We start from the raw sequence: 19,832 nt of genomic DNA on the forward strand, positions 1-19,832 counted from the left end.
CGATGGTAGCCGAGGTCGCCGTCAGCGGAAGGCGACGAGCGCGATCGAACCCGCGAAGCCGAGCGCGGCCGCCAGCCACACGGGTCGGGTGAGCCGCTCGCGGTTCGTGCCCAGCCACACCGACAGCGCCATCGTGATGAACACCTCGGCGGACACGATGAGGGTCACCCGCGTGACGGTGCTGCGGTCCAGCGCCACGAAGAAGAGCACCTGCCCCGCGGAGGACAGCACGCCGGTGGCGATCATCCAGGGATTGAAGTGGGTGAAGGTGGCGACGACCGCCTGCCGATAGCTCGCGACGAACAGCGCGCTCGCGAGATACGCCATGCCGGCCGCGACGGCGCCGACGAAAACGCCCAGCGTCGGGTCCGGCAGAACCTCCAGTCCCCACTTGCGGGCGATGTTGCCGGCCGCGTAGGCGAAAGCGGAGACGACGCCCAGCCAGAGGCCGGGATTGCGGCGGGCGGGTGTCGGCGCGGTGTCCCGGGCGGCGGCGCCGTTCTCCGCCACGAGCACGGCGAACGCCGCGAAGATGAGAAACATGCCGACGACGATCGTCATGTTCAGCGTCTCGCCCAGCACCAGCACGGCGAGCACGACGGAGAATACCGGCCCCAGCCGCTTGACCGAGGAGCCGCGCACGGCGCCGAGCCAGTGGATGCTCGCGTACATGAGCACGCGGCCGAAGAAGAGGCTGAGCAATCCGCCGACCACGAACCAGCCCAGCCCGACGGGCGACGCCGCCGCCGGCGCGAGCCGCCCGAGGCCGCCGGCCGCCAGCCAGACCGCGCCGGACAGCGCGGCGGTCATGAGGATGCTGAGGAACGCGCCGCTGTCCGCGCTGCTGCGGGCGCCGCGCGCGATGGTCAGGTTCGCGATGGCCCAGCACACCGCTGCGACCAGGGCGATGGCGTCACCCGGCATGGGCCATCGATCCGCGCACTAAGGCATGTGTTGCCCGCCGTTGACCTCGAGCACCTGGCCGGTGACGTAGCCCGAGAGTCGACGCGACGCGAGATAGATGAAGGTGCCGACGCATTCGTCCACCGTGCCCAGGCGGCCCATCGGGATGCCCTGGCGCATGCCCTCGAGGTGCTGCGGCGTCGAGAACCGGTCGTGCAGCGGCGTCCGGATCACCCCGGGCGAGACCGCGTTGACGCGGATGTCGCGGCCCACCAGTTCGCGCGCGAGTGCCTTGGTGGCCACGCTGACGAAGCCCTTGGACGCCGCATACATCAGGGCGCCGGGACCGCCGCCGGTGCGCGCCGCGATGCTCGTGAGGTTGACGATGCTGCCACCGTCCTTCATGTGGACGACGGCGTACTTGCTGCACATCATCATCGACCGCGCGTTGAGATCCATGACCGCGTCGAAGGCCTCGTCGGTGAGTTCGGCGAGCGTCGAGCGCTGCACCATCGACCCGGCGTTGTTGATGAGGACGTCGATGCGCCCCCAGCGCGCCGCCGCCTCCGACACCACGCGCTCGCACTGCGCGCTATGGCGCAGGTCGCCCTGCAGCGCGAAGGCTTGGCCGCCGGACTTCAGGATGTCGGCCACCACCTCGTCCGCGGCGGCGCGGGCGCTGTTGTAATGCACGGCGACCCGCGCGCCCAGCGCGCCGAAGGCCCGCGCGCAACCCGCACCGATGCCGCTGGAGGCGCCGGTGATCAGCACCACCTGGCCTTTCAGGTCGTTCAGGTCCTTGAAGTCGTTCGACTCGCTCATGCGAACCCGCTCAGATCATCATTCCGCCGTCGACGGCGAAGACCTGCCCGGTGGCGAAGACCGATTCGTCGCTGCCCAGGTACACGATGATCGGCGCGATCTCTTCGGGCTGTGCGAGCCGGCCCATGGGCTGGCGCGCCACGAAGTCCTTGCGGGCCTGCACCGGGTCCGCATAGCTGTTGATGCGGCCGGCGAGCGACGGCGTGTCCACGGTCCCCGGCGCGATGCAGTTGCAGCGGATGCCCTGGCGCACGTAGTCCGCCGCCACCGACTTGGTCAGGCCCACCACCGCCGCCTTGGTGGCGCCGTAGATGAACCGGCTCGGCAGGCCCTTGAGGCTGCCGCACACGCTCGACATGTTGATGATGCTGCCGCCGCCGGCTTCCAGCATCCTGGGCAGCGCGGCCTGGATCGCCCAGAACTGCGCGCGCACGTTCAGGTTGAACGCGAACTCCCACTCCTCGTCGGTGGCCTGGAGGATGGAGCCGTTGTTCACGATGCCCGCGCAGTTGAAGAGCACGTCGATGCGCGGCATGCCGCCGATCACGCGGCCGATCGCCGCCTTGTCCGTGACGTCGAGGACGGCGGTGGTGACGTTGTCGACGCCCTCGTACGCCTTCTTCAGCAAGGCGGCGTCGACGTCGGTCGCCACGACCTGCGCGCCCTCCGCGGCCAGCGCGAGGGCGCTGGCCCGGCCGATGCCCTGTCCGGCGGCCGTCACCAGCGCGGTCTTGTTCTTCAGACGCATGCTCATTCCAGTGTGAAGTTGATCTGCTTGCCGATCTGCGCGAAGCGGTCGATGTCGCTCGCGACCGTCGCCTGGAACGTCGACGGCGGCTCGTTCAGGTTGGCCGGCGTGTAGCCCAGCTCGACCAGCCGCTTCTGGAAAGCCTCCGCCTTGACGACGTTGGCGATCGCGGCATGCAGCTGCCGCCTGACGTTCTCCGGGGTGCCCCCGGGCACGCCGATGCCCTGCCAGGAGCTGAAGTTGAAGCCGGGGACGCCGCTTTCCACGAGCGTGGGCACGTCGGGAAGCACGGCCGAACGCTGCGCGGAGGACACGGCCAGCGGCTTCAGCTTCCCCGCCTTGATGTGCGGCACGGCCGCGCCCAGCGTGACCCACGCCAGGTCGACCTGGCCACCCATCACGTCGACCAGGGTCGGGCCGCATCCCTTGTACGGGATGTGAAGGATCTTCATGTTGTACTGGAGGTTCAGGGACTCCGCCGCCAGATGGCCCGGCGTGCCGGCGCCGCATGCGCCGTACGATACCTTGGAGTTGGGCGCCTTGCCGGCCTTGACGATGTCGGCGAACGAATTGAGCGGCGACTGCGGCGCGGTCACCAGCAGCTGGGGCGCGTACGCCACGACGATCACGGGCGCGATGTCCTTCTTCGCATCGAAGGCCGGGCTCTTGGACGTGGCCGCGGTGATGGCGTACGTGTCGTTCATCATCAGCATCGAATGGCCGTCGGCGGGACGGCCGGCGATGTAGCGGGCGCCGATGGCTCCGCTCGCGCCCGGCCGGTTTTCGACCACCACCGACTGGCCCGTCGCGGCACTCAGCGGCTGGGCGATCATGCGCGCCAGCAGGTCGACCCCGCCCCCGGGCGTGAACGGGACCGTGATGTCCATCGCCTTGCCGGGAAATGCCGCCCCCTGGGCCTGCGCGCCGACGGGCGCGAGACAGAGGACGAGGATCAGCGACGACAGGCGACCTGCCACGGACTTCATCTGGAAATGCATTGAATGCTCCTGGGTGTTGAACGAACCGATAGAACGAGGTTGAAGCAGCGGCGCGGCCAATCAGACACTCAGGACGTGCGGTGCGAACAGCTCGTCCACCGTGTAGCGCCTGGATGTATAGCCTTGGTCATGGCAATGCTTCGTCAATGCCTCCAGAGTGGCCTTGTTTTTATCGAGACCGTAGGGCCAGCAGTCATCGCCGAAGATCCGCTTCGTCTCCGCGATGGCGTATTGAAGCGAGGGCAGCATCAGCCTCGAATGCCCATCGAACATGCGGTGCAGGCCCGCCTCGTTCTTGGCGAGGTCGAACAGTTTGTAGAGGCTCTGGGCCATCCACGGATTCTTCTCGTAGATGTCCCGCTTCACGACCAGCACATGCCGGATCGGAAAGATGTTCGTCTTTCGATAGAACGCGATTTCGTCGTTCTTGTAGTCCTCGAAAAGACGCACGACGTGCGCGGTGCGCCTGAACGCCGCGGGCGGACGCTCGGACACGAAGGCATCGACTTCGCCCGCCTCCAGCATCTGCTCGAGGCTCTCGTTGCCTTCCAGCACCTGCAGGTTCACCGACGCCGGCAGCTTCTCCCGGGCCACCTTGCTCTTCGTGACCCACCGGACCGCGCTCAGGTCGACGCCGTATTCGTCGCTCAACAAGCCGCGCGCCCACAGCGTGGTCGAACCGAAGTAGTTGCCGATGCCGACCCGCTTGCCTTCGAGGTCTTTTGGCGCGCGCATGTTCGAGTTCCGGTTGACGTAGAGCGTCGAATGCCTGAACGAGCGCGAGAGGAACACCGGCAGCGCGATCAGGTCCGTATGCCCCTGGTCCAGCCCGATGACGTAGTTGGTCAGCGGCATCTCGGCCACGTCGAAGATCCGGTAGCGGATCGGCAGCAGCCAGAAGCTGTCGTGATCGACGATCTCCCGCACCGCGAGGTCGATGCCCTCGGGCGTCATGCTTCCGTCCAGGACCGCACGCGTGCGGTCGTAGCGGATGCATGCGAGAGACAGCCGAAGCTTCGGCATCAGCCGATCCTGGCGGTCACGTCGATCTCGACGTCGAACGTGAAGAGAAGCTTGGCGCCGACCAGCGTGCGAACCGGATACGGCTCCTTGAAATACTGCTTGTACACCTCGTTGAAGGCGGCGAAGTGATTCAGGTCCGTCAAGTAGACCACGACCTTGACCACGTCCTCCATCTTCGAGCCGCTTTCTTCGAGCACCCGCTTGATGTTGTCCAGCACCTGCCTCGTCTGCGTGGCGATGTCGCCCTCGATGAACTTGCCCGTGTCCAGGTCCATCGGCGTCTGGCCGGAGACATAGAGGGTGTCGCCGCACTTGATGGCCGAGGTGAGAGGCGGGCCGGCCTTCTTTCCGGCCGGGACGTTGATGAATTCTTTCATGGGGTCTCCAGAGGTTGAGGAAAGCGTGGGGCGCCGCCGACGATCTCGACGATCTCGTCGATGTTCGGCGCGAAGCGGTAGTCGCGGCTGTGCGTGTGGTTCAGGAAGGCGCCGGCCTTCAGGCCGTGCCGGCTCTCTTCCACCGGCAGCGGAATCGGGCCCGGCGAGCGGAAGACGCACATGGGGTCGTGCCCGGCCTTCATCTTGTCGATCTCGCGCATGAGCATGCGGCGGTACTGCACGATGCCGCGGTCGGACGTCGCGAGGTGTTCCAGGCTGCGGTCGTAGATCGCATCCTGCGACTCCCACATCATGATGTCCTGGCCGTCGACGTAGTCCTTGACGTACTCGCCCCGTTCGTCGCGGATGGGGACTTCATACGAGGTCGTCGGGTAGTCCCGCGGAATCCGTACGCCCTCCGCCGGGTGGAAGCAGTTGTACCAATAGTGCATCGTCGTCGTGTCGTCCATCGGCACGCGAATCTGGAACTGGTGGACTCGGGTGTCGCCGACCAGCAGCATGTTCGGAAAGATCATCGGGTGGCCGGTCGTCCAGTCCGACGACTCTTCCTCCACCTGGCCTTCGAGCAGCCGCCGCTTGATGATCCCGTACTCGAACTCGTCGAAGGCGATCTTCACGTGATGCCGCGCGAAGGTGTCGAAGGGCGGGGCGCTGCCGCCTTTTTCCTGCGTGTAGAAGTGTCCGTGCAGCCATTCCACGTGGACGGGGTCCATCGTGTTCTCCATGATCTGCAGCCAGTTGACGGGGATCTCGGCGTACCCGATCGTCTTGATGACGTTGCCGCCCTTGTACATGTCGAACATCGGAAACTCCGGCGCCGGCGCCGGACCCAGATAGGCGAAGATCATCCCGCCCTGCTCGGTGACCGGATAGGCCTCGAGGCGGATGCGCGCCTTCCCGGGGTCGCCCTCGGGTTCGTTCGGCCGGTCCAGGCAGCGGCCGTCCGCGCCGTACTGCCAGCCGTGATAGGCACAGCGGATGCCGACCGTGTCGATGATGCCGTGCTCCAGCGAAGCCCGCCGATGCGCGCAGCGACTGTCGACGAGGCCCAGCGTGCCCGACTTGTCCCGGTACAGCACGAGGTGCTCGCCCAGGAGCTTGACCTTCTTGATGCGTGCGGTCTCGAACTCCGAACTCAGGCCGACGGGGTGCCAGTAACGCCTGAGCAACTCGCCCATCGGTGTTCCCTTGCCCACGCGGGTCAGGGTTGCGTTCTGCTCTGGCGTCATCGATTCATTCCTTTCTCAACTCAATACTTCGTTCAGATCCGAAACGAAGGCTTGCTCCAGCGTCATGCCCGAGCCGATCAAACCCTGCTCGCGGCAATAGCGCATCAGCGTCTCGATCTCGCCGCGGTTCCTGGCCACGCCGTACACCCACGGGTCGCCGCCGAAGACATCCAGCGTTTCCTCCACGTAGGCGTGCAGCAGCGGAAGCGAATACTTCAGGTGGCCGTCGACCGCCATGCGGGACAAGGGCGCGACCTGCTTGGCCTTGCAGAAGGCGTCGTACAGGCTCTGCGCGACCCACGGGTGCCGGTCGTGGATCTCGCGCTTCATCGCCACGGTGTGGATGATCGGGAAGAGCTTGAACTGCTCGTGGAATCGCAGCTCTTCCCGATGGAAGTCGTCGAACAGGGAGGCGATGCGCGGGTCGCCGGCCTGGAACAGTTTCGGCGGTTGCCCCGCATTGATGAGCGCGTCGATCTCGCCGTGCACCAGCAGCTGTTCCAGCGGGTCCTTGCGCGAGAGGAACCGGATCCGCAGGTCCGTCGGCAGATCGATGTGCATGCCCTTGAGGGACAGCTCGTGGAGATGCCAGTGGATCTCGCTGGGCGCTACGCCGTACTGGTGCTGCAGGAAGCCGCGGACCCACACCGGCGTCGTCGGGTCGTAGAAGGACATGCCGACCTTCCTGCCCCTGAGGTCCTCGGGCTTCTCGATGCCCGAGGCGGGGTTCACGAACAGGTTGGCGTGCCGGAAACCCCGCGAAAGGAACACCGGCAGCGCAACGAGATCGGTGTTGCCCTGATCGAGCTGGATCAGATAGTTGGAGATCGACATCTCCGAAATGTCGAAGAGGTGGTTGCGTGTCTTTCGCCACGACCAGTAGGGATCGTCATCGCCGAAGGCCAGGACATTCAGGTCGATGCCGGCCGGGCGGATCTCGCCATCCAGGAGCGGATACGTCCGGTCGGAGGGCAGGCACGACATCGACAGGGGAAGGCTCATGTCCGTGGAGGTTCGCTGAAGCGCCCAACCATACGGATGCGCGGATGTTCGTTCAATGACGGTGCTGCGCGATCTGATATACCTTCCGTGCATATCCCGATCCGGACGAAAGGCACCCCAAGCATGGACCTCAAGCAACTCCGCTCCTTCGTCCACGTGGCCGAACTGGGAAGCTTCGCGAAGGCGGCGGAACTTCTCGACGTCGCGCAACCCACGTTGAGCCGACAGGTGCGCGCACTGGAACTGGAACTCAAGGCAAGCCTGTTCCATCGCAACGGCCGTGGCGTGCTGCTCACCGTGCTGGGTGCGCGCTTCCTGGAGCAGGCGCACGGCGTGCTGCATGCCGCGGAGGCATCGCTGCAGGTGCTGCAGGTGGACGAGCGGCGGCTCACGGGGCGCGTCGTCTGCGGCATGACGCCCAGCGTCTCGCACGGCATGGCGCTGGAATACGCGCGCCGGTTCCGCAAGCGCTTGCCCGATGCCACCTTGTCGGTCAGCAGCCACATGTCCACGGCGCTGCACGACCAGATCCGCGCGTCCCGGCTCGACTTCGCCATCGTGCACGACGCCACGCCGTCGTCGACCGTGGAGGTGAGTCACCTCGGCAAGCAAAGCCTCTTCGTCGTCGGCACGCGGCCGCTCGGGCCCGACAGGAAGACGGTGGCCATGAGCGCGCTGGCCAAGGTCCCGCTCGTGATGCCGTCCGAGTCGTACGCGATTCGAAAGACGCTCGAACACGCCGCGGCCCGGGCCGGCATTTCACTCGACATCCGGTTCGAGGTCGACGTCATGGATGCGTTCTTCGCGCTCGTCGCCGAAGGTTTCGGCCACACGATCTCGACGCAGATCGCAACGCGGGCCATGCCGGCCGGCAAGGGGCTCCACGTGCAGAAGATCGTCGCGCCTGCGCTGTCGAGCCGGGTGAGCCTGGTGACGTCCACGCAGCGGGTCATGACGCCGCTGCAGGAGCAGGCGGCGGAGCTGGCGAAGACGACGTTTCGCGACGTCTTCCGACTGGACCGGCGCTAGGGCGTCGCTGCCGCCCGATGCGCTACTCGCCCTTCAACCCCGCCGTCTTCACGATCTTCGCCCAGCGCTCGATGTCCTTCGCCTGGATCTGGTTGAAGGCTTCCGGCGTGATGGCCATGCCGTCGACGCCGCTCGTGGCGAACTTCTCCTTCACCGGACCCGAGTTGAGGATCTTCACGACTTCGGCGTTGAGGCGTTGCACGATCGCCGGCGGCGTGCCGGCGGGCGCGAACAGGCCGATCCAGAAATCGGCCTCGAAGCCCGGCAGCCCCGACTCGCTGGCGGTGGGCACGCCGGGCAGGGCGTTCGAGCGCTTCGGCCCGCTGATCGACAGCGCCTTGAGCTTGCCCGACTTGATCTGCGCCACGGCGGAGGCCACGCCGGTGAACATCATCTGCGTCTCGCCGGCCATCGTCGCGACGACGCCCGGCGTGCTGCCCTTGTAGGGCACGTGCGTGATCGAGACGCCCGCCATCTGGCGGAACATCTCCGCGGTGAGGTGCGGCGAACTGCCGATGCCGGCCGACGCATAGTTGATCGCGCCCGGCCGGGACTTGATGAGTGTGATGAGTTCGCCGATGGTCTTCACGGGGACCGAGGGATGGACCACCAGCACGCTGGTGGAATAGCCGAACATCGCGACCGGCACGAACGCGGTGGCCGGGTCGAAGGGCATCTTCGCGTACATGTGCTGGTTGATCGCCATCGTGCCCGTGCCGCCGATCAGCAGCATGTAGCCGTCGGGCTTCGACTTCGCGACGATGTCGCAGCCGATGATGCCGTTCGCGCCGGGCTTGTTGTCGACCACGACGGACTGGCCGAGCGCCTCGCCCAGCCGCAGGCCGATCTCGCGCGCAAGCGTGTCGGTGGAGCCGCCCGCGGCCTGCGGCACCATGAAGGTGATGGGACGCGCGGGCCAGGCTTCCTGCGCGCCGGCGGTGCGCGTCCAGCCAGCGCCCGTGAGGGCGAGCGCAAGGGCGGCGGTGGTTTTGCGGCGATCGATGTCCATCGGGATTCCTTTGCGGTTTACACGTTTCGGTTCAGACGTTTGCGGTTCAGACGTTTGCGGTTTCTGCGCCCTGGGGCAGGCGGCGGCGAAGCGCGTACTTCACGATGCCGCCGTCGCGCCAGTAATTCACTTCGGCGTGCGAGTCCATGCGCGCCACGAGCGGTATCGTTTCGCTTCGACCGTCGGCGCGCGTGATGGTGCACTGCACCGTCATCTTCGGCGCGAGCTCGCCTTCGAAGCCGGTGATGTCGAAGGTCTCCGAGCCGTCGAGGACGAGCGTCTTGCGCGTCGTGCCCGGTGCGAACTGAAGCGGCAGCACGCCCATGCTCACGAGGTTGGAGCGGTGGATGCGTTCGAAGGATTCGGCGATGACCGCGCGCACGCCCAGCAGGTCGGTGCCCTTCGCGGCCCAGTCGCGCGACGAGCCGGCGCCGTATTCGCGCCCGGCCACCACGACGGCGGGAACGCCCTCGGCGCGGTAGCGTTCGGCCGCGTCGAAGATCGACATCTGCGCGCCGTCGGGGAAGTGCCGCGTCGAGCTGCCTTCGATGCCCGGCGTGATCTCGTTCTTCAGCCGCGTGTTCGCGAAGGTGCCGCGCACCATCACGTCGTGGTTCAGCCGCCGCGCGGCGTAGTTGACGAACTCCGCGGGCTTCACGCCCAGGTCCTGCAGATACCGGCCGGCCGGCGTGGTCGGCGCGATGGTGCCGATGGGCGAGATGTGGTCGGTGGTCAGCATGTCGCCGAACATGCCCAGCATGCGCGCGCCGCGGATGTCCGTGCGCGGCGGCTCGTGGCGCTGCATCCCTTCGAAATAGGGCGGGCGGCGGATGAACCGGCTGGCGGGCCGCCATGCGAAGCGCTTGCCGCCGTCGCTGGCGAGCGCGCGCCATTGTGGCGTGCCTTCGCGCAGCGTCGCGTAGCGCTCGAGGAACATCGCGGGCGTCAACGTCGCGTCGATCACCGACTGGATCTCCGCGTCGTCGGGCCAGATGTCGCGCAGGAAGACGGGCTGGCCGTCGCTGTCCGTTCCGAGCGGCTCTTTCGTGAGGTCGATGCCGATGCGTCCCGCGATCGCATACGCCACCACGAGCGGCGGCGACGCGAGGAAGTTCACCTTCACGTGGCCGTGGATGCGCCCGTCGAAATTGCGGTTGCCCGACAGCACGGCGACGGTGGCGAGGTCGCCGCTTTCGATGGCCTTCGCCACCGGCTCCGCGAGCGGCCCCGAATTGCCCATGCAGCTCATGCAGCCGAACCCGGCGATGTGGAAGCCGAGCTCGTCCATGAAGCGCTGCAAGCCGCTCGCGGCGAGATAGTCCGCGACGACGCGCGAGCCGGGCGACAGCGTCGTCTTCACCCACGGCTTCGCGCTCAGGCCGCGCCGCCGCGCGTTGCGCGCGAGCAGCCCCGCGCCGATCAGCACGTTGGGGTTCGACGTGTTGGTGCAGCTGGTGATCGCGGCCACGACGATGTCGCCGTTCGCAAGCGCATGGTCCATGCCTTCCACGGGCGCGCTGCGCGAGTCCGCGACCGCGTTGCGGAATGCCTGCGGCGCCTGCGCGAGCGGCACGCGCGCATCGGGCCGGCTGGGGCCGGACACGCAGGGATCGACCTCGGCGAGGTCGATCTCGACGACGCGCCGGAATTTCGGGTCGGCGGCGTCGTCGCGCCACAGCCCTTGCGCCTTCGAGTACGCCTCGACCAGCGCGACGTGCTGCTCGTCGCGTCCCGTCAGGCGCAGGAAGCGCAGCGTCTGCTCGTCCACGGCGAAGAAGCCCATGGTCGCGCCGATCTCGGGCGTCATGTTCGACACCGTCGCGCGTTCGGGCAGCGCGAGCGCCGCGACGCCGGGGCCGAAATATTCGACGAAGCAGCCGATGACGTCGTGCCGGCGCAGGGTCTGCGTGATGTAGAGCACAAGGTCGGTCGAGGTGACGCCGGGTGCGAGCCTGCCGCTCAGGCGCACGCCCACCGTCTCGGGGATCAGCAGCGACACCGGCTCGCCGAGCGCCACCGTGCCGCCTTCGAAGCCGCCCACGCCCCAGGCGACGACGCCCAGCGAATTCACCATGGCCGTGTGGCTGTCCATCGCGATCAGCGAGTCGGGATAGGCGAGCGTCGTGCCGCCTTCCTCGCGCGTCCACACGACCTTCGCGAGATGCTCGAGGTTGATCTGGTGCAGGATGCCCGAGCCCGGCGGAAAGATGCGCAGGCCGTCGAAGGCATCGCTTGCCCATCGCAGGAACTCGTAGCGCTCGCGGTTCTCCCGCATCTCCACGTCCATGTTGTGCGCGAGCGCGCCGGCATGGCCCCACTGGTGCGCATTCACGGAATGGTCGACGATGAAGTCGACCGGCAGCACCGGGTTGATGGTGCCGGGGTCGCCGCCGAGGTCAACCATCGCATCGCGCATGGCGGCCATGTCGCCCAGCAGCGTGATGCCCGAGGACTCCGGCATCATCACGCGCGCCGGCAGGAAGCTCACCTCGCAATCGCGCTGCGGCTCGCGCAGCCAGTCCTGCAGGTTCTGCACCTCCTGCGCATCGGCCGTGCCCGCCGCATGGCGGCGCAGCACGTTCTCGACGATGACCTTGAGGCAGCGCGGGAGTTCGGAGATTCCGGCGAGTCCCGCCGCCTCTGCTGCGGCGAGACTGAAATAGTCGTACTTCGTCCCGTTCACCGCGAGGGTACGGCGGGCACCGTGACTGTCGAAAGGCATCGGACGAGCATATATTTGCGGCTTCGTTCGAAGTAACAGGAGATTCCCGCATGACAAGCCGCGCCGCCCGCTTTCGCCAGCTGTTGAAGGAAGGGGGCCCCGGCATCGTGCCCGGCGCCACGGACTGCTTCACCGCCAAGCTCATCGAGGCGGCGGGCTTTCCGGCCGTGTACGTCACGGGCGGCGGCGCATCGAACACGCTGCTGGGCGTGCCCGACGTGGGCATCGTCACGCTGAACGAGCTTGCGTCGCAGGCCGAGCGCATCTCGGACGCCGTTTCCGTGCCGGTGATCTCGGACGTGGACACGGGCTTCGGCGGCATCGCGAACGTGAAGCGCGCGATCCGCATGTACGAGCGCGCGGGCATCGCGGGCTTCCACATCGAGGACCAGGTGTTCCCCAAGCGCTGCGGCCACTTCGAGGGCAAGCAGGTCGTATCGACCGAGGAGATGTGCTATCGCATCCAGGCCGCGACGGATGCGCGCACGAACGACGACTTCCTCATCATCGCGCGCACCGATGCACGCGCGGCCGAGGGCGTGGACGCCGCCATCGAGCGCTGCCACCGGTACATGGAAGCGGGCGCCGACTCCATCTTCTTCGAGCAGGCGCAAAGCCGCGAGGAGCTGGAGCGCGTGGGCCGCGAGTTCAAGGGCGTGCCGCTCGTGGCCAACATGATCGAGCGCAGCAAGACGCCGATCCTGCCGGAGGATGACCTGAAGGCGATGGGCTTCAACATCATCCTGTACGCGAACGCGGCGCTGTACCTCGGCGCGTTCGCGATCAAGGCCGGGCTGAAGCAGCTGCGCGAGGAGGGCCACACGAAGAACATGCAGGACCGCATGCTGAGCTTCCAGGAGCGGCAGGAGCTCGTGGGCCTGGCCAAGGTCGATGCGGCGGAAAAGGAGCTGGTGGCGCGGGTGAAGGGGCGGCTGGCGAAGCAGCGCGGCTGAGCTCCCGGCCTTCCCGGACCTCTCGAATTCCGATTCCCGGAACTGTCGCCGGTGGGCCGACATGCGGGCAAGCATTTCTTCTAGAGTCGCGGACGTTCGTCATACAAGGAGACACACGATGACCCAGCACCACGATCTCACCCGCCGTAGCCTGATCGGCGCCGCGGGCGGCCTGGCCCTCGCCGGCTCGCTGCCGGCCGCGGCCCAGAGCGACGAGAAATGGCCCACGCGGCCGGTGAAGCTTGTCGTCGCGGTGGGCCCGGGTTCGTCGAGCGACACGCTCATGCGCCTCATCGCGCCCCGGCTCGAGACGATCTGGAAGCAGCCGGTGATCGTCGAGAACAAGCCCGGCGCGGGCGGCATCGTCGGCACCGAATACGTCCTCGGGCAGAAGGACAACCACACCTTCCTGTACGCGTCGCAGAGCTCGTACCTGCCGAAGTTCACGCGCAATGACCTGCGCTACGACCCGTTCGTCGACCTCATGCCCGTCTACAAGGCGATCGAATACCAGATCATCGTCGCCAGCAACGCCGACACCGTGAAGCAGGCGAAGACCTTCCTGGACATCGTGAAGTTGAGCAAGGCTTCCGACAAGGGCCTGTTCTTCTCCGGCACCGGCCCGTCGTCCATCTTCAACGTCACGATGGCGCTGGTCAACAAGCCCTTCGGCCTGAAGTACTCCGAGGTGAACTTCAACAGCGTGCCGCAGATGAACACGGCCGTGCTGCGCAACGATGCGCAGCTGGTCGTCAACACGCCGAGCTCGGTGCGCGCGCACTTCGACTCCGGCGCGATCGTGCCGGTGCTTGCGGTCAGCCGCCAGCGCTATCCCGAACTGCCCAACGTGCCGGCCGCGGCCGAGCTGCCGGGCTTCGGCAAGAGCTATCTGCCCGTGGTATGGAACGGCATGGTGGCTCCCAAGGGCACGCCGCAGCACATCGTCGACCGCCTCGCGCGCGACCTGCGCTTCATCCTGAACACGCCCGACGTGAAGAAGCAGATCGAGACCCAGCTGAGCGGACAGGTGCAGGATTCGTCGCCCGCCAAGTTCGCCAAGGAGCTGCGCGACGAGTACGCCGTCTGGAAGGAACTCTTCTCGACGATCACGGTCAAGTAGCCAGAGGCTGCAACGGGGCCGCGGCGGCGCGCGCGGGGCCGGGTCAGCCCGCCTTGTGGGCGCCGCGCATGCCGAAGCCGGCGCGGCCGCCGAGCGCCACGACGGCGCCCGCGATCCAGAAGACGCCCGAGACCGTGATCAGCCCGCTGGCCGCGCCGACGATGATCGGCGTGGTGAGCGACGCGATGTTGCCGAACACCAGCCGCAAGGCGAAGACCTGGCCCTGCCGGCCTTCCGGCGCCATGGCGTGCAGCAGCGTCAGCACGAGCGGCTGCACGCCGCCCAAGCCCATGCCCACGACCAGCGAGCACGCGGCCATCGCCGCGACCGTCGGCATCGCCGGGTAGGCGACGAACGCGAGCCCGGTGACCACCAGCGCGCCCGTGACCAGCACGAAGTCGCGCACGCGCGCGGCCAGCATCGGCACGGCGATGCGGATGGCCACGACGCCGGCCGCGAAGGCGCCCATCACCAGGCCGATGGCGGTGGCCGCGATGCCGCGATCGTGTCCGAGCACCGGCACCATGAAGCTGTGGAACTCCCAGGCCGACGCCATCAGCGTGTTGACGATCAGCATGTTCTTCATGCCGGGCAGGGCGATGAGGCCGAGCGCCGAGCCTTGCGGCGCGGCGTGTTCCGGCGCGTCCGCGACGACGTCCTTCACGTCGCGCAGCAGCAGCCAGGCGAGGGGCGGCAGCACGGCCAGCACGGCGAAGGCGATGCGCCAGCCGCCGTTGTCGATGAGCACGCCGGCGAGCAGCGGCCCGATGACGTTGGCGCCCGCCGGCGCGAGCGAGACCAGCGCGAAGGCCTTGCGCAGCTCGTGGGTGGACGGGACGACGCGGCCGACGTAGCGTTGCAGCGCGATGGTCGCGGACCCCACGGCGCCGCCGCTGAGCACCGCGCTGAGGCACAGCACCGCGTAGGTCGGAAACACGGCGGCCAGGCCGATGCCCAGCGTCGCGGCGGCGCAGTACACGGCCATCGGCCGGCGCAGGCCGTGCCGGTCCGCGAAGCGGCCGGCGGGCAGCGACAGGAAGATCTGCGTGAAGGAGAACAGGGCGACGAGCACGCCGGTGGCGGCGGGACCGTGGCCGTGCGACAGTGCAAAGAGCGGCGCCGACAGCCGCACCCCGGCCATCGCGGAGTGAAGGCTGATGTGGCTGAGGACGGCGAAAATGATGCGGTTCAAGCGCCCCTATTGTGGCCTCGCCGCGGCCGCCGCCCGGTTCAGCCGCGCGCGTCGTTCCGCCCGGCGGATCGCGCGACCTCCGGCGGCAGCCGGTTCAGCAGCCAGCGGATCGCGAGCGGAACGAGCACGATGTCGTCGACGACACCCAGGAAGGGGATGAAATCCGGCAGCAGGTCGATGGGCGACACGAGATAGAGCGCGATGCCGGCCACGCCCCATTTCAGCCATGCCGGCGACCCGGGGTGGCGCAGGGCCGACCACAGGCGACGGGCGTCGCCGCGGACGACGGTCCAGAGCAGGGGCAGGCGCTTCCACATGGCAGGTTTCCTTCGGTCGGGTCGGGCACGGCGAAGTCCGTGCGCACGTGGGACCGATGTGGGACCGATGATCGGTCCTGCAAGTTCCGCGCGCGAATCGTTACGTTTGCACCGGTCCCATCGGCCCGACCTTGCGGGAGGATAGGATGGCGTTCTCCACTTCGCAGGACCCCGCATGACCGCATCCGCCCGCACTAAACGCATCGTCCCCGTCCAGGGCCTCGCAAAGCCCAAGGGCGTGTGGTCGACGGTCACCGTCGCCTCGCCCGGCCAGCTCGTCTTCGTGTCGGGCCTGCTGTCGAAGGACGCCGAAGGCAACATCCTCGGCGTGGGCGACGTGGGCAAGCAGACCGAGGTGATCCTCGAGAACATGAAGACCGCCCTGGAGTCGGCCGGCGCGACGCTCGCCGACATCGTGCGGGTGGACGTGTACATCACCGACATGTCGAACTTCGAGGCGATCCATGCGGTGCGCCGCCGCTATTTCCCGCAGGACCCGCCGGCCTCGACGATGGTGCAGGTGACGAGCCTCACCGATCCGCGCTGCCTGATCGAGATCAACGCGATCGCTTCGATTCCGGCGTGAGCGATGAGGATCGATAACCAGCCGGAATAGCGCGCGCCGCACAATTTCAGTTTCCACGGCCGGGGGGGTGGGCCTAGAGTGGCCCCTCGAAGCAACCCCGCAACGAGGATCCCCCGCCCATGCTCGCCGTCGAACCGCAAACGCCCGCCCGTGCCGAAGAGAACACGCTCCGCATCCGCCGACTCGGCGTCTTCCTCGGCGCCGAGGTCACCGGCGTCGACCTGACGAAGCAGCTCGGCAACGCCGACATCGAGGCGCTCAAGCTCGCGCATGCCGAGCACGGCGTGCTCGTCTTCCCGAACCAGAAGATCTCGTCGGAAGACCTGAAGCGCTTCGGCCGCTATTTCGGCAACCTGAGCGTCCATCCGTTTTCCACCGGCAGCGCCGACTCGCCCGAACTCATCGTCTACGACAACAAGGAAGGCAATCCGCCCGCGCCCACCGACATCTGGCACACCGACGAGACCTTCCGCGAAGCGCCGCCCATGGGCACCGCGCTGTGCTCGAAGATCATTCCCGAGGTCGGCGGCAACACCAACTTCGCGAGCATGACGGCGGTGTACGAGGGCCTGTCGGACCGCTGGCAGCGCTTCCTGTGCGGGCTCGAGGCCGTGCACGACTTCAAGCCGTTTCGCGGCCTGTTTCCGACGGACAAGGACGGCATCGAGAAGATGCGCCGGTACGAGGACATCTACCCGTCGGTCACGCATCCGGTGGTGACGGTGCATCCGGTGACGGGCCGCAAGGCGATCTTCGTCAACCCGTCGTTCACGCTCTTCATCAAGGGCATGGCCGAGGACGAGAGCCGCATGATCCTCGAGTTCCTGTACCGCAAGACGCTCGTCCACGAGTACCAGTACCGCCACCAGTGGCAGCCCGACATGCTGGTGTTCTGGGACAACCGGCACCTGCAGCACTCGGCGCTGCACGACTACTATCCGCAGCGCCGGCTGATGGAGCGCGTGACGGTGCAGGGCACCAAGCCGATCGCGGCCGATCCGCCGGCCGATCCGTCCGACCTGCGCCGCTACCTCATGCCGCCGCTCGCGCAGTTCCGCCATGCGGGCACCGCGCAGAAGCGCCGGCTCGACCTGTGATGCCGTCTTCGAGCCGAACGGAAAACACCATGCAAAGCATCCATCGCCGCCTCTTCAGTCTCTTCCGTCTCGTCGTCCCGGGACTCGTCGCGCTGACGGCCTTCGCCGGCGCGGCCGCGTGGGCTCAGTCGGACTACCCGACCAAGCCGGTCCGCCTCGTGGTGCCGTACCCGCCGGGCGGCTTCACCGACATCCTCGGGCGGCTCGTCGCGGAGCGCCTGACGCCCATCCTCGGCCAGCCCGTGGTCGTCGACAACAAGGGCGGCGGCGGCAGCACCATCGGCACGTCCATCGTCGCGCAGGCGCCGGGCGACGGCCACACGATCCTGCTCGTCGCCCTCGAATTCGCGGTGAACGAGAGCCTGATTCCCGGCCGCCTCACCTACGACGTGCGCAAGAACTTCACGCCCGTGATCCGCGCCGCCTATTCGCCGATGGTGCTGGTGGTGCATCCGTCGGTGAAGGCGAATTCGGCGCAGGAATTCTTCGCGCTGGCGAAGTCGCAGCCGGGCAAGATCACCTATGCGTCGGGCGGCAGCGGCACGGGCTCGCACCTCGCCATGGAGATGCTGAAGACGCGGCTGGGCGTCGACATCGTGCATGTTCCGTACAAGGGCAACGGGCCGGCGACCACCGACCTCATCGGCGGCCAGGTGCAGTCGATGTTCCTGCAGTACGCGGTGGCGAAGCCGCACATCGACGGCGGCAAGCTGCGCGTGCTGGCCACGCCCGGCGGCAAGCGCTCGGCCGCGATGCCGGGCGTGCCGACGATCGCCGAGACGGCGGCCGCGGGCTTCGACGTGAATCCGTGGTTCGGCTTCGTCGTGCATTCGGCCACGCCGCCGGCGATCGTGTCGAGGCTGAATGCGGCCATCGCGCAGGTGCTGAAGCAGCCCGACGTCGAGAAACGGCTGCTCGCGGTCGGCGCGGACCCGACCGTCACCAGCCCGAAGGAATTCGCCGACTTCATCGACGCCGAGATCGTCCGCTGGGCGGAGGTGGTGAAGACCTCGGGGGGCGAAGGCGGAATAGCGCAGTTCTTCGTCAGGCCTGACCCGTCGGAAACGGCGACCGGTCCACCAGCTTCAACTGCTCGCGCATCATCCGCGCGAGCAGTTCCGCCTTCTGGGTCACGCAGGCGGGGTCGTCCCAGCGGTTGAACCGCTCGCGCGGGTCCGACTGGAGGTCGTAGAGTTCGCCGAAATCCGAGTCCCGGTACACGCTCAGCCGCCACCGCGACGTCACGAGCGAATGCACGCGCGGCGGCGTGTCGAAGCCGAAGCACAGGCGTTGCTGTTCCTCTTCGATGACCACGCAGTCGCGCGCGGCGCGGTCCTCGCGCAGCACGGGCAGCAGGCTCCGCCCCTGCAGTCCCCAGGGCGGCGCGATGCCCGCGCGGTCCAGCACCGTCGCGGCGATGTCCATCGTGCTTGCAAGCTGCTGCGTCGACGTGCCCCGGCGCGACGAAGGCGACGCGGGATCGGACCAGAGAAAGGGCACGCGGATCAGGCTCTGGTAGTGCGCGGGCCCCTTCAGCAGCAGGCGATGGTCGCCGAGGAAGTCGCCGTGGTCGCTCGTGAAGCAGACGACGGTGTCGTCCGCGAGGCCGTGTTCGCGCAGCTTCGCCAGCACGCGGCCCACGGCATCGTCGATGCACGCCACCATGCCGCACGACAGCGCATGCGCCTCGCGCGCCTCGCGCTCGCTCGCGCCGAAGGCGGCGAAGCCGGCCACCTGGGCCTTGCCCGCCGCGCGCTCGTCGAACACGGCCTGCACGTGCGGGGGCACGGGCCATTCCTTGTCCTCATAGGCCCACTCCGCCGGCATGTCTTCGGCGCGGTACATGTCCCAATAGCGCCCGGGGGGCGTGAAGGGATGGTGCGGGTCCGGGAAGGAGACGCAGAGGAAGAAGGGTTCGTCGTCCCTGGCGTAACGGTCGATCGCCTCGCAGGACTTCTCGGCGATGTACGCGGTGGGGTACACGTCTTCCGGCACCGCGGTGTGCCATGCCTGCGGGCACGTCGTGTCGTGCGGCAGCGCGTTTTCGGGGCCGCGCAGCTTGCGGACGTCGACGCCCTTGTCCAGCGCCCAGGCGAGATAATTGCCGTCGACCAGATCGCCGTGGCCGATGGCGAGGTCGACGTGGTCGAAGCCGTAGAAGGGCAGGGTCACCTGCGTGGCCGGGTCGGCCCAGTCGCGCTGCCCCTCCTGGTCGTATTCCGGGCCGTCGCGGTGATCGCGCGTCGCGTCGGCGAGGGCGGGCGAGGGCTTCGTATGCGACGCGGCAATCTCCGGCCGCGGCAGCTTGGGCGGCAGGCCCGTGTTGTTCTGCAGGTGCGATTTGCCGACGAGCGCGGTACGGTAGCCCGCATCCCTCAGCAGTTCGGGAAACGTCACCTGGTCGAGCGGCAGCGGCAGGCCGTTGCTGCGGGCGCCGTGAACGGACGACGCGCGGCCCGTGAGCAGGCTTGCGCGGTTTGGCATGCACACGGGGTTGGCGACATAGAAGCGGTCGAAGCGCACGCCGTGCCGCGCGATGCCGTCGATGTGCGGCGTCTTCAGCACCGGATGGCCCGCGCAGCCGAGCAGGTCGGCGCGGTGCTGGTCGGTGAGGAAGAGGATGAAGTTGGGGCGCTTGCGGGGCATGGGGACGAATCTAGTCGGGTGCGAAGGCGCGCGCCATT

The 19,832-nt window shown here is 67.7% G+C and carries 19 protein-coding genes; 6 read left to right on the plus strand and 13 right to left on the minus strand.

The features are described 5' to 3' along the window. Positions 1 to 21: 21 nt before the first annotated feature. The 8 genes from AB7E83_RS08485 to AB7E83_RS08520 are packed head-to-tail and all read right to left on the minus strand — an operon-like array spanning position 22 to position 7,123. The gene (locus AB7E83_RS08485; protein WP_428567768.1) at positions 22 to 924 is read right to left on the minus strand and encodes an EamA family transporter; all 903 of its coding nucleotides are present in this window, start codon (positions 922 to 924) and stop codon (positions 22 to 24) included. 18 nt (positions 925 to 942) lie between these two features. Continuing rightward, positions 943 to 1,698 (minus strand): SDR family NAD(P)-dependent oxidoreductase, encoded by a 756-nt coding sequence (locus AB7E83_RS08490; protein WP_428568004.1) that lies wholly within the window; start codon positions 1,696 to 1,698, stop codon positions 943 to 945. A gap of 37 nt (positions 1,699 to 1,735) precedes the next feature. Next, complete coding sequence (locus AB7E83_RS08495; RefSeq protein WP_428568007.1) at positions 1,736 to 2,473, minus strand: SDR family oxidoreductase; 738 nt, start codon at positions 2,471 to 2,473, stop codon at positions 1,736 to 1,738. Between the two features lie 2 nt (positions 2,474 to 2,475). Further along, entirely contained in the window at positions 2,476 to 3,471 is a 996-nt protein-coding gene (locus AB7E83_RS08500) for a Bug family tripartite tricarboxylate transporter substrate binding protein (RefSeq protein WP_428567770.1), read from the minus strand. Between the two features lie 60 nt (positions 3,472 to 3,531). After that, positions 3,532 to 4,494: a hypothetical protein gene (locus AB7E83_RS08505; RefSeq protein WP_428567773.1), complete on the minus strand. Its 963-nt coding sequence runs from the start codon at positions 4,492 to 4,494 to the stop codon at positions 3,532 to 3,534. Continuing rightward, on the minus strand, positions 4,494 to 4,871 hold the full coding sequence (locus AB7E83_RS08510; protein ID WP_428567775.1) for a RidA family protein: 378 nt from the start codon (positions 4,869 to 4,871) through the stop codon (positions 4,494 to 4,496). The genes AB7E83_RS08505 and AB7E83_RS08510 overlap by 1 nt, the downstream gene beginning before the upstream one ends. Continuing rightward, a complete protein-coding gene (locus tag AB7E83_RS08515) occupies positions 4,868 to 6,121 on the minus strand; it encodes a Rieske 2Fe-2S domain-containing protein (protein ID WP_428567777.1) in 1,254 nt (417 codons plus the stop codon). The genes AB7E83_RS08510 and AB7E83_RS08515 overlap by 4 nt, the downstream gene beginning before the upstream one ends. A gap of 15 nt (positions 6,122 to 6,136) precedes the next feature. Then, positions 6,137 to 7,123 (minus strand): hypothetical protein, encoded by a 987-nt coding sequence (locus AB7E83_RS08520; protein ID WP_428567780.1) that lies wholly within the window; start codon positions 7,121 to 7,123, stop codon positions 6,137 to 6,139. Positions 7,124 to 7,246: 123 nt separating this feature from the next. Between AB7E83_RS08520 and AB7E83_RS08525 the strand changes: the two genes are divergently transcribed. After that, entirely contained in the window at positions 7,247 to 8,152 is a 906-nt protein-coding gene (locus tag AB7E83_RS08525; protein ID WP_428567782.1) for a LysR family transcriptional regulator, read from the plus strand. A gap of 22 nt (positions 8,153 to 8,174) precedes the next feature. Here AB7E83_RS08525 and AB7E83_RS08530 read toward each other — a convergent pair whose 3' ends face one another. Continuing rightward, positions 8,175 to 9,161 (minus strand): Bug family tripartite tricarboxylate transporter substrate binding protein, encoded by a 987-nt coding sequence (locus AB7E83_RS08530; RefSeq protein WP_428567785.1) that lies wholly within the window; start codon positions 9,159 to 9,161, stop codon positions 8,175 to 8,177. A gap of 46 nt (positions 9,162 to 9,207) precedes the next feature. Further along, positions 9,208 to 11,883: an aconitate hydratase AcnA gene (gene acnA / locus AB7E83_RS08535; RefSeq protein ID WP_428567787.1), complete on the minus strand. Its 2,676-nt coding sequence runs from the start codon at positions 11,881 to 11,883 to the stop codon at positions 9,208 to 9,210. 50 nt (positions 11,884 to 11,933) lie between these two features. On the opposite strand from acnA, the gene AB7E83_RS08540 reads away from it, so the two are divergent. Continuing rightward, on the plus strand, positions 11,934 to 12,836 hold the full coding sequence (locus AB7E83_RS08540) for an isocitrate lyase/PEP mutase family protein (protein ID WP_428567790.1): 903 nt from the start codon (positions 11,934 to 11,936) through the stop codon (positions 12,834 to 12,836). Positions 12,837 to 12,954: 118 nt separating this feature from the next. After that, positions 12,955 to 13,956 carry a tripartite tricarboxylate transporter substrate binding protein gene (locus AB7E83_RS08545; protein WP_428567793.1) on the plus strand — a complete coding sequence of 334 codons (1,002 nt, stop codon included), beginning with the start codon at positions 12,955 to 12,957 and terminating at the stop codon, positions 13,954 to 13,956. Between the two features lie 43 nt (positions 13,957 to 13,999). Here the strand turns inward: AB7E83_RS08545 and AB7E83_RS08550 are convergent, their stop codons facing one another. Then, complete coding sequence (locus tag AB7E83_RS08550; RefSeq protein WP_428567796.1) at positions 14,000 to 15,148, minus strand: MFS transporter; 1,149 nt, start codon at positions 15,146 to 15,148, stop codon at positions 14,000 to 14,002. A gap of 38 nt (positions 15,149 to 15,186) precedes the next feature. Next, positions 15,187 to 15,465, minus strand: a complete 279-nt coding sequence (locus tag AB7E83_RS08555; RefSeq protein WP_428567799.1) for a YkvA family protein — start codon at positions 15,463 to 15,465, stop codon at positions 15,187 to 15,189. A gap of 175 nt (positions 15,466 to 15,640) precedes the next feature. Between AB7E83_RS08555 and AB7E83_RS08560 the strand changes: the two genes are divergently transcribed. The 3 genes from AB7E83_RS08560 to AB7E83_RS08570 all read left to right on the plus strand — a co-directional run bounded on the left by AB7E83_RS08560 (position 15,641) and on the right by AB7E83_RS08570 (position 18,308). Then, a complete protein-coding gene (locus AB7E83_RS08560) occupies positions 15,641 to 16,051 on the plus strand; it encodes a RidA family protein (RefSeq protein ID WP_428567801.1) in 411 nt (136 codons plus the stop codon). Between the two features lie 119 nt (positions 16,052 to 16,170). Next, positions 16,171 to 17,148 (plus strand): TauD/TfdA dioxygenase family protein, encoded by a 978-nt coding sequence (locus tag AB7E83_RS08565; RefSeq protein ID WP_428567804.1) that lies wholly within the window; start codon positions 16,171 to 16,173, stop codon positions 17,146 to 17,148. 29 nt (positions 17,149 to 17,177) lie between these two features. Then, the gene (locus AB7E83_RS08570; protein ID WP_428567807.1) at positions 17,178 to 18,308 is read left to right on the plus strand and encodes a tripartite tricarboxylate transporter substrate binding protein; all 1,131 of its coding nucleotides are present in this window, start codon (positions 17,178 to 17,180) and stop codon (positions 18,306 to 18,308) included. On the opposite strand, the gene AB7E83_RS08575 is transcribed toward AB7E83_RS08570, so the two are convergent. Continuing rightward, positions 18,193 to 19,794 (minus strand): sulfatase family protein, encoded by a 1,602-nt coding sequence (locus AB7E83_RS08575; RefSeq protein WP_428567808.1) that lies wholly within the window; start codon positions 19,792 to 19,794, stop codon positions 18,193 to 18,195. The genes AB7E83_RS08570 and AB7E83_RS08575 overlap by 116 nt on opposite strands. Between the last annotated feature and the right edge of the window lie 38 nt (positions 19,795 to 19,832).

The organism is Ramlibacter sp. (assembly GCF_050250995.1).
Lineage (GTDB): Bacteria > Pseudomonadota > Gammaproteobacteria > Burkholderiales > Burkholderiaceae_C > Ramlibacter.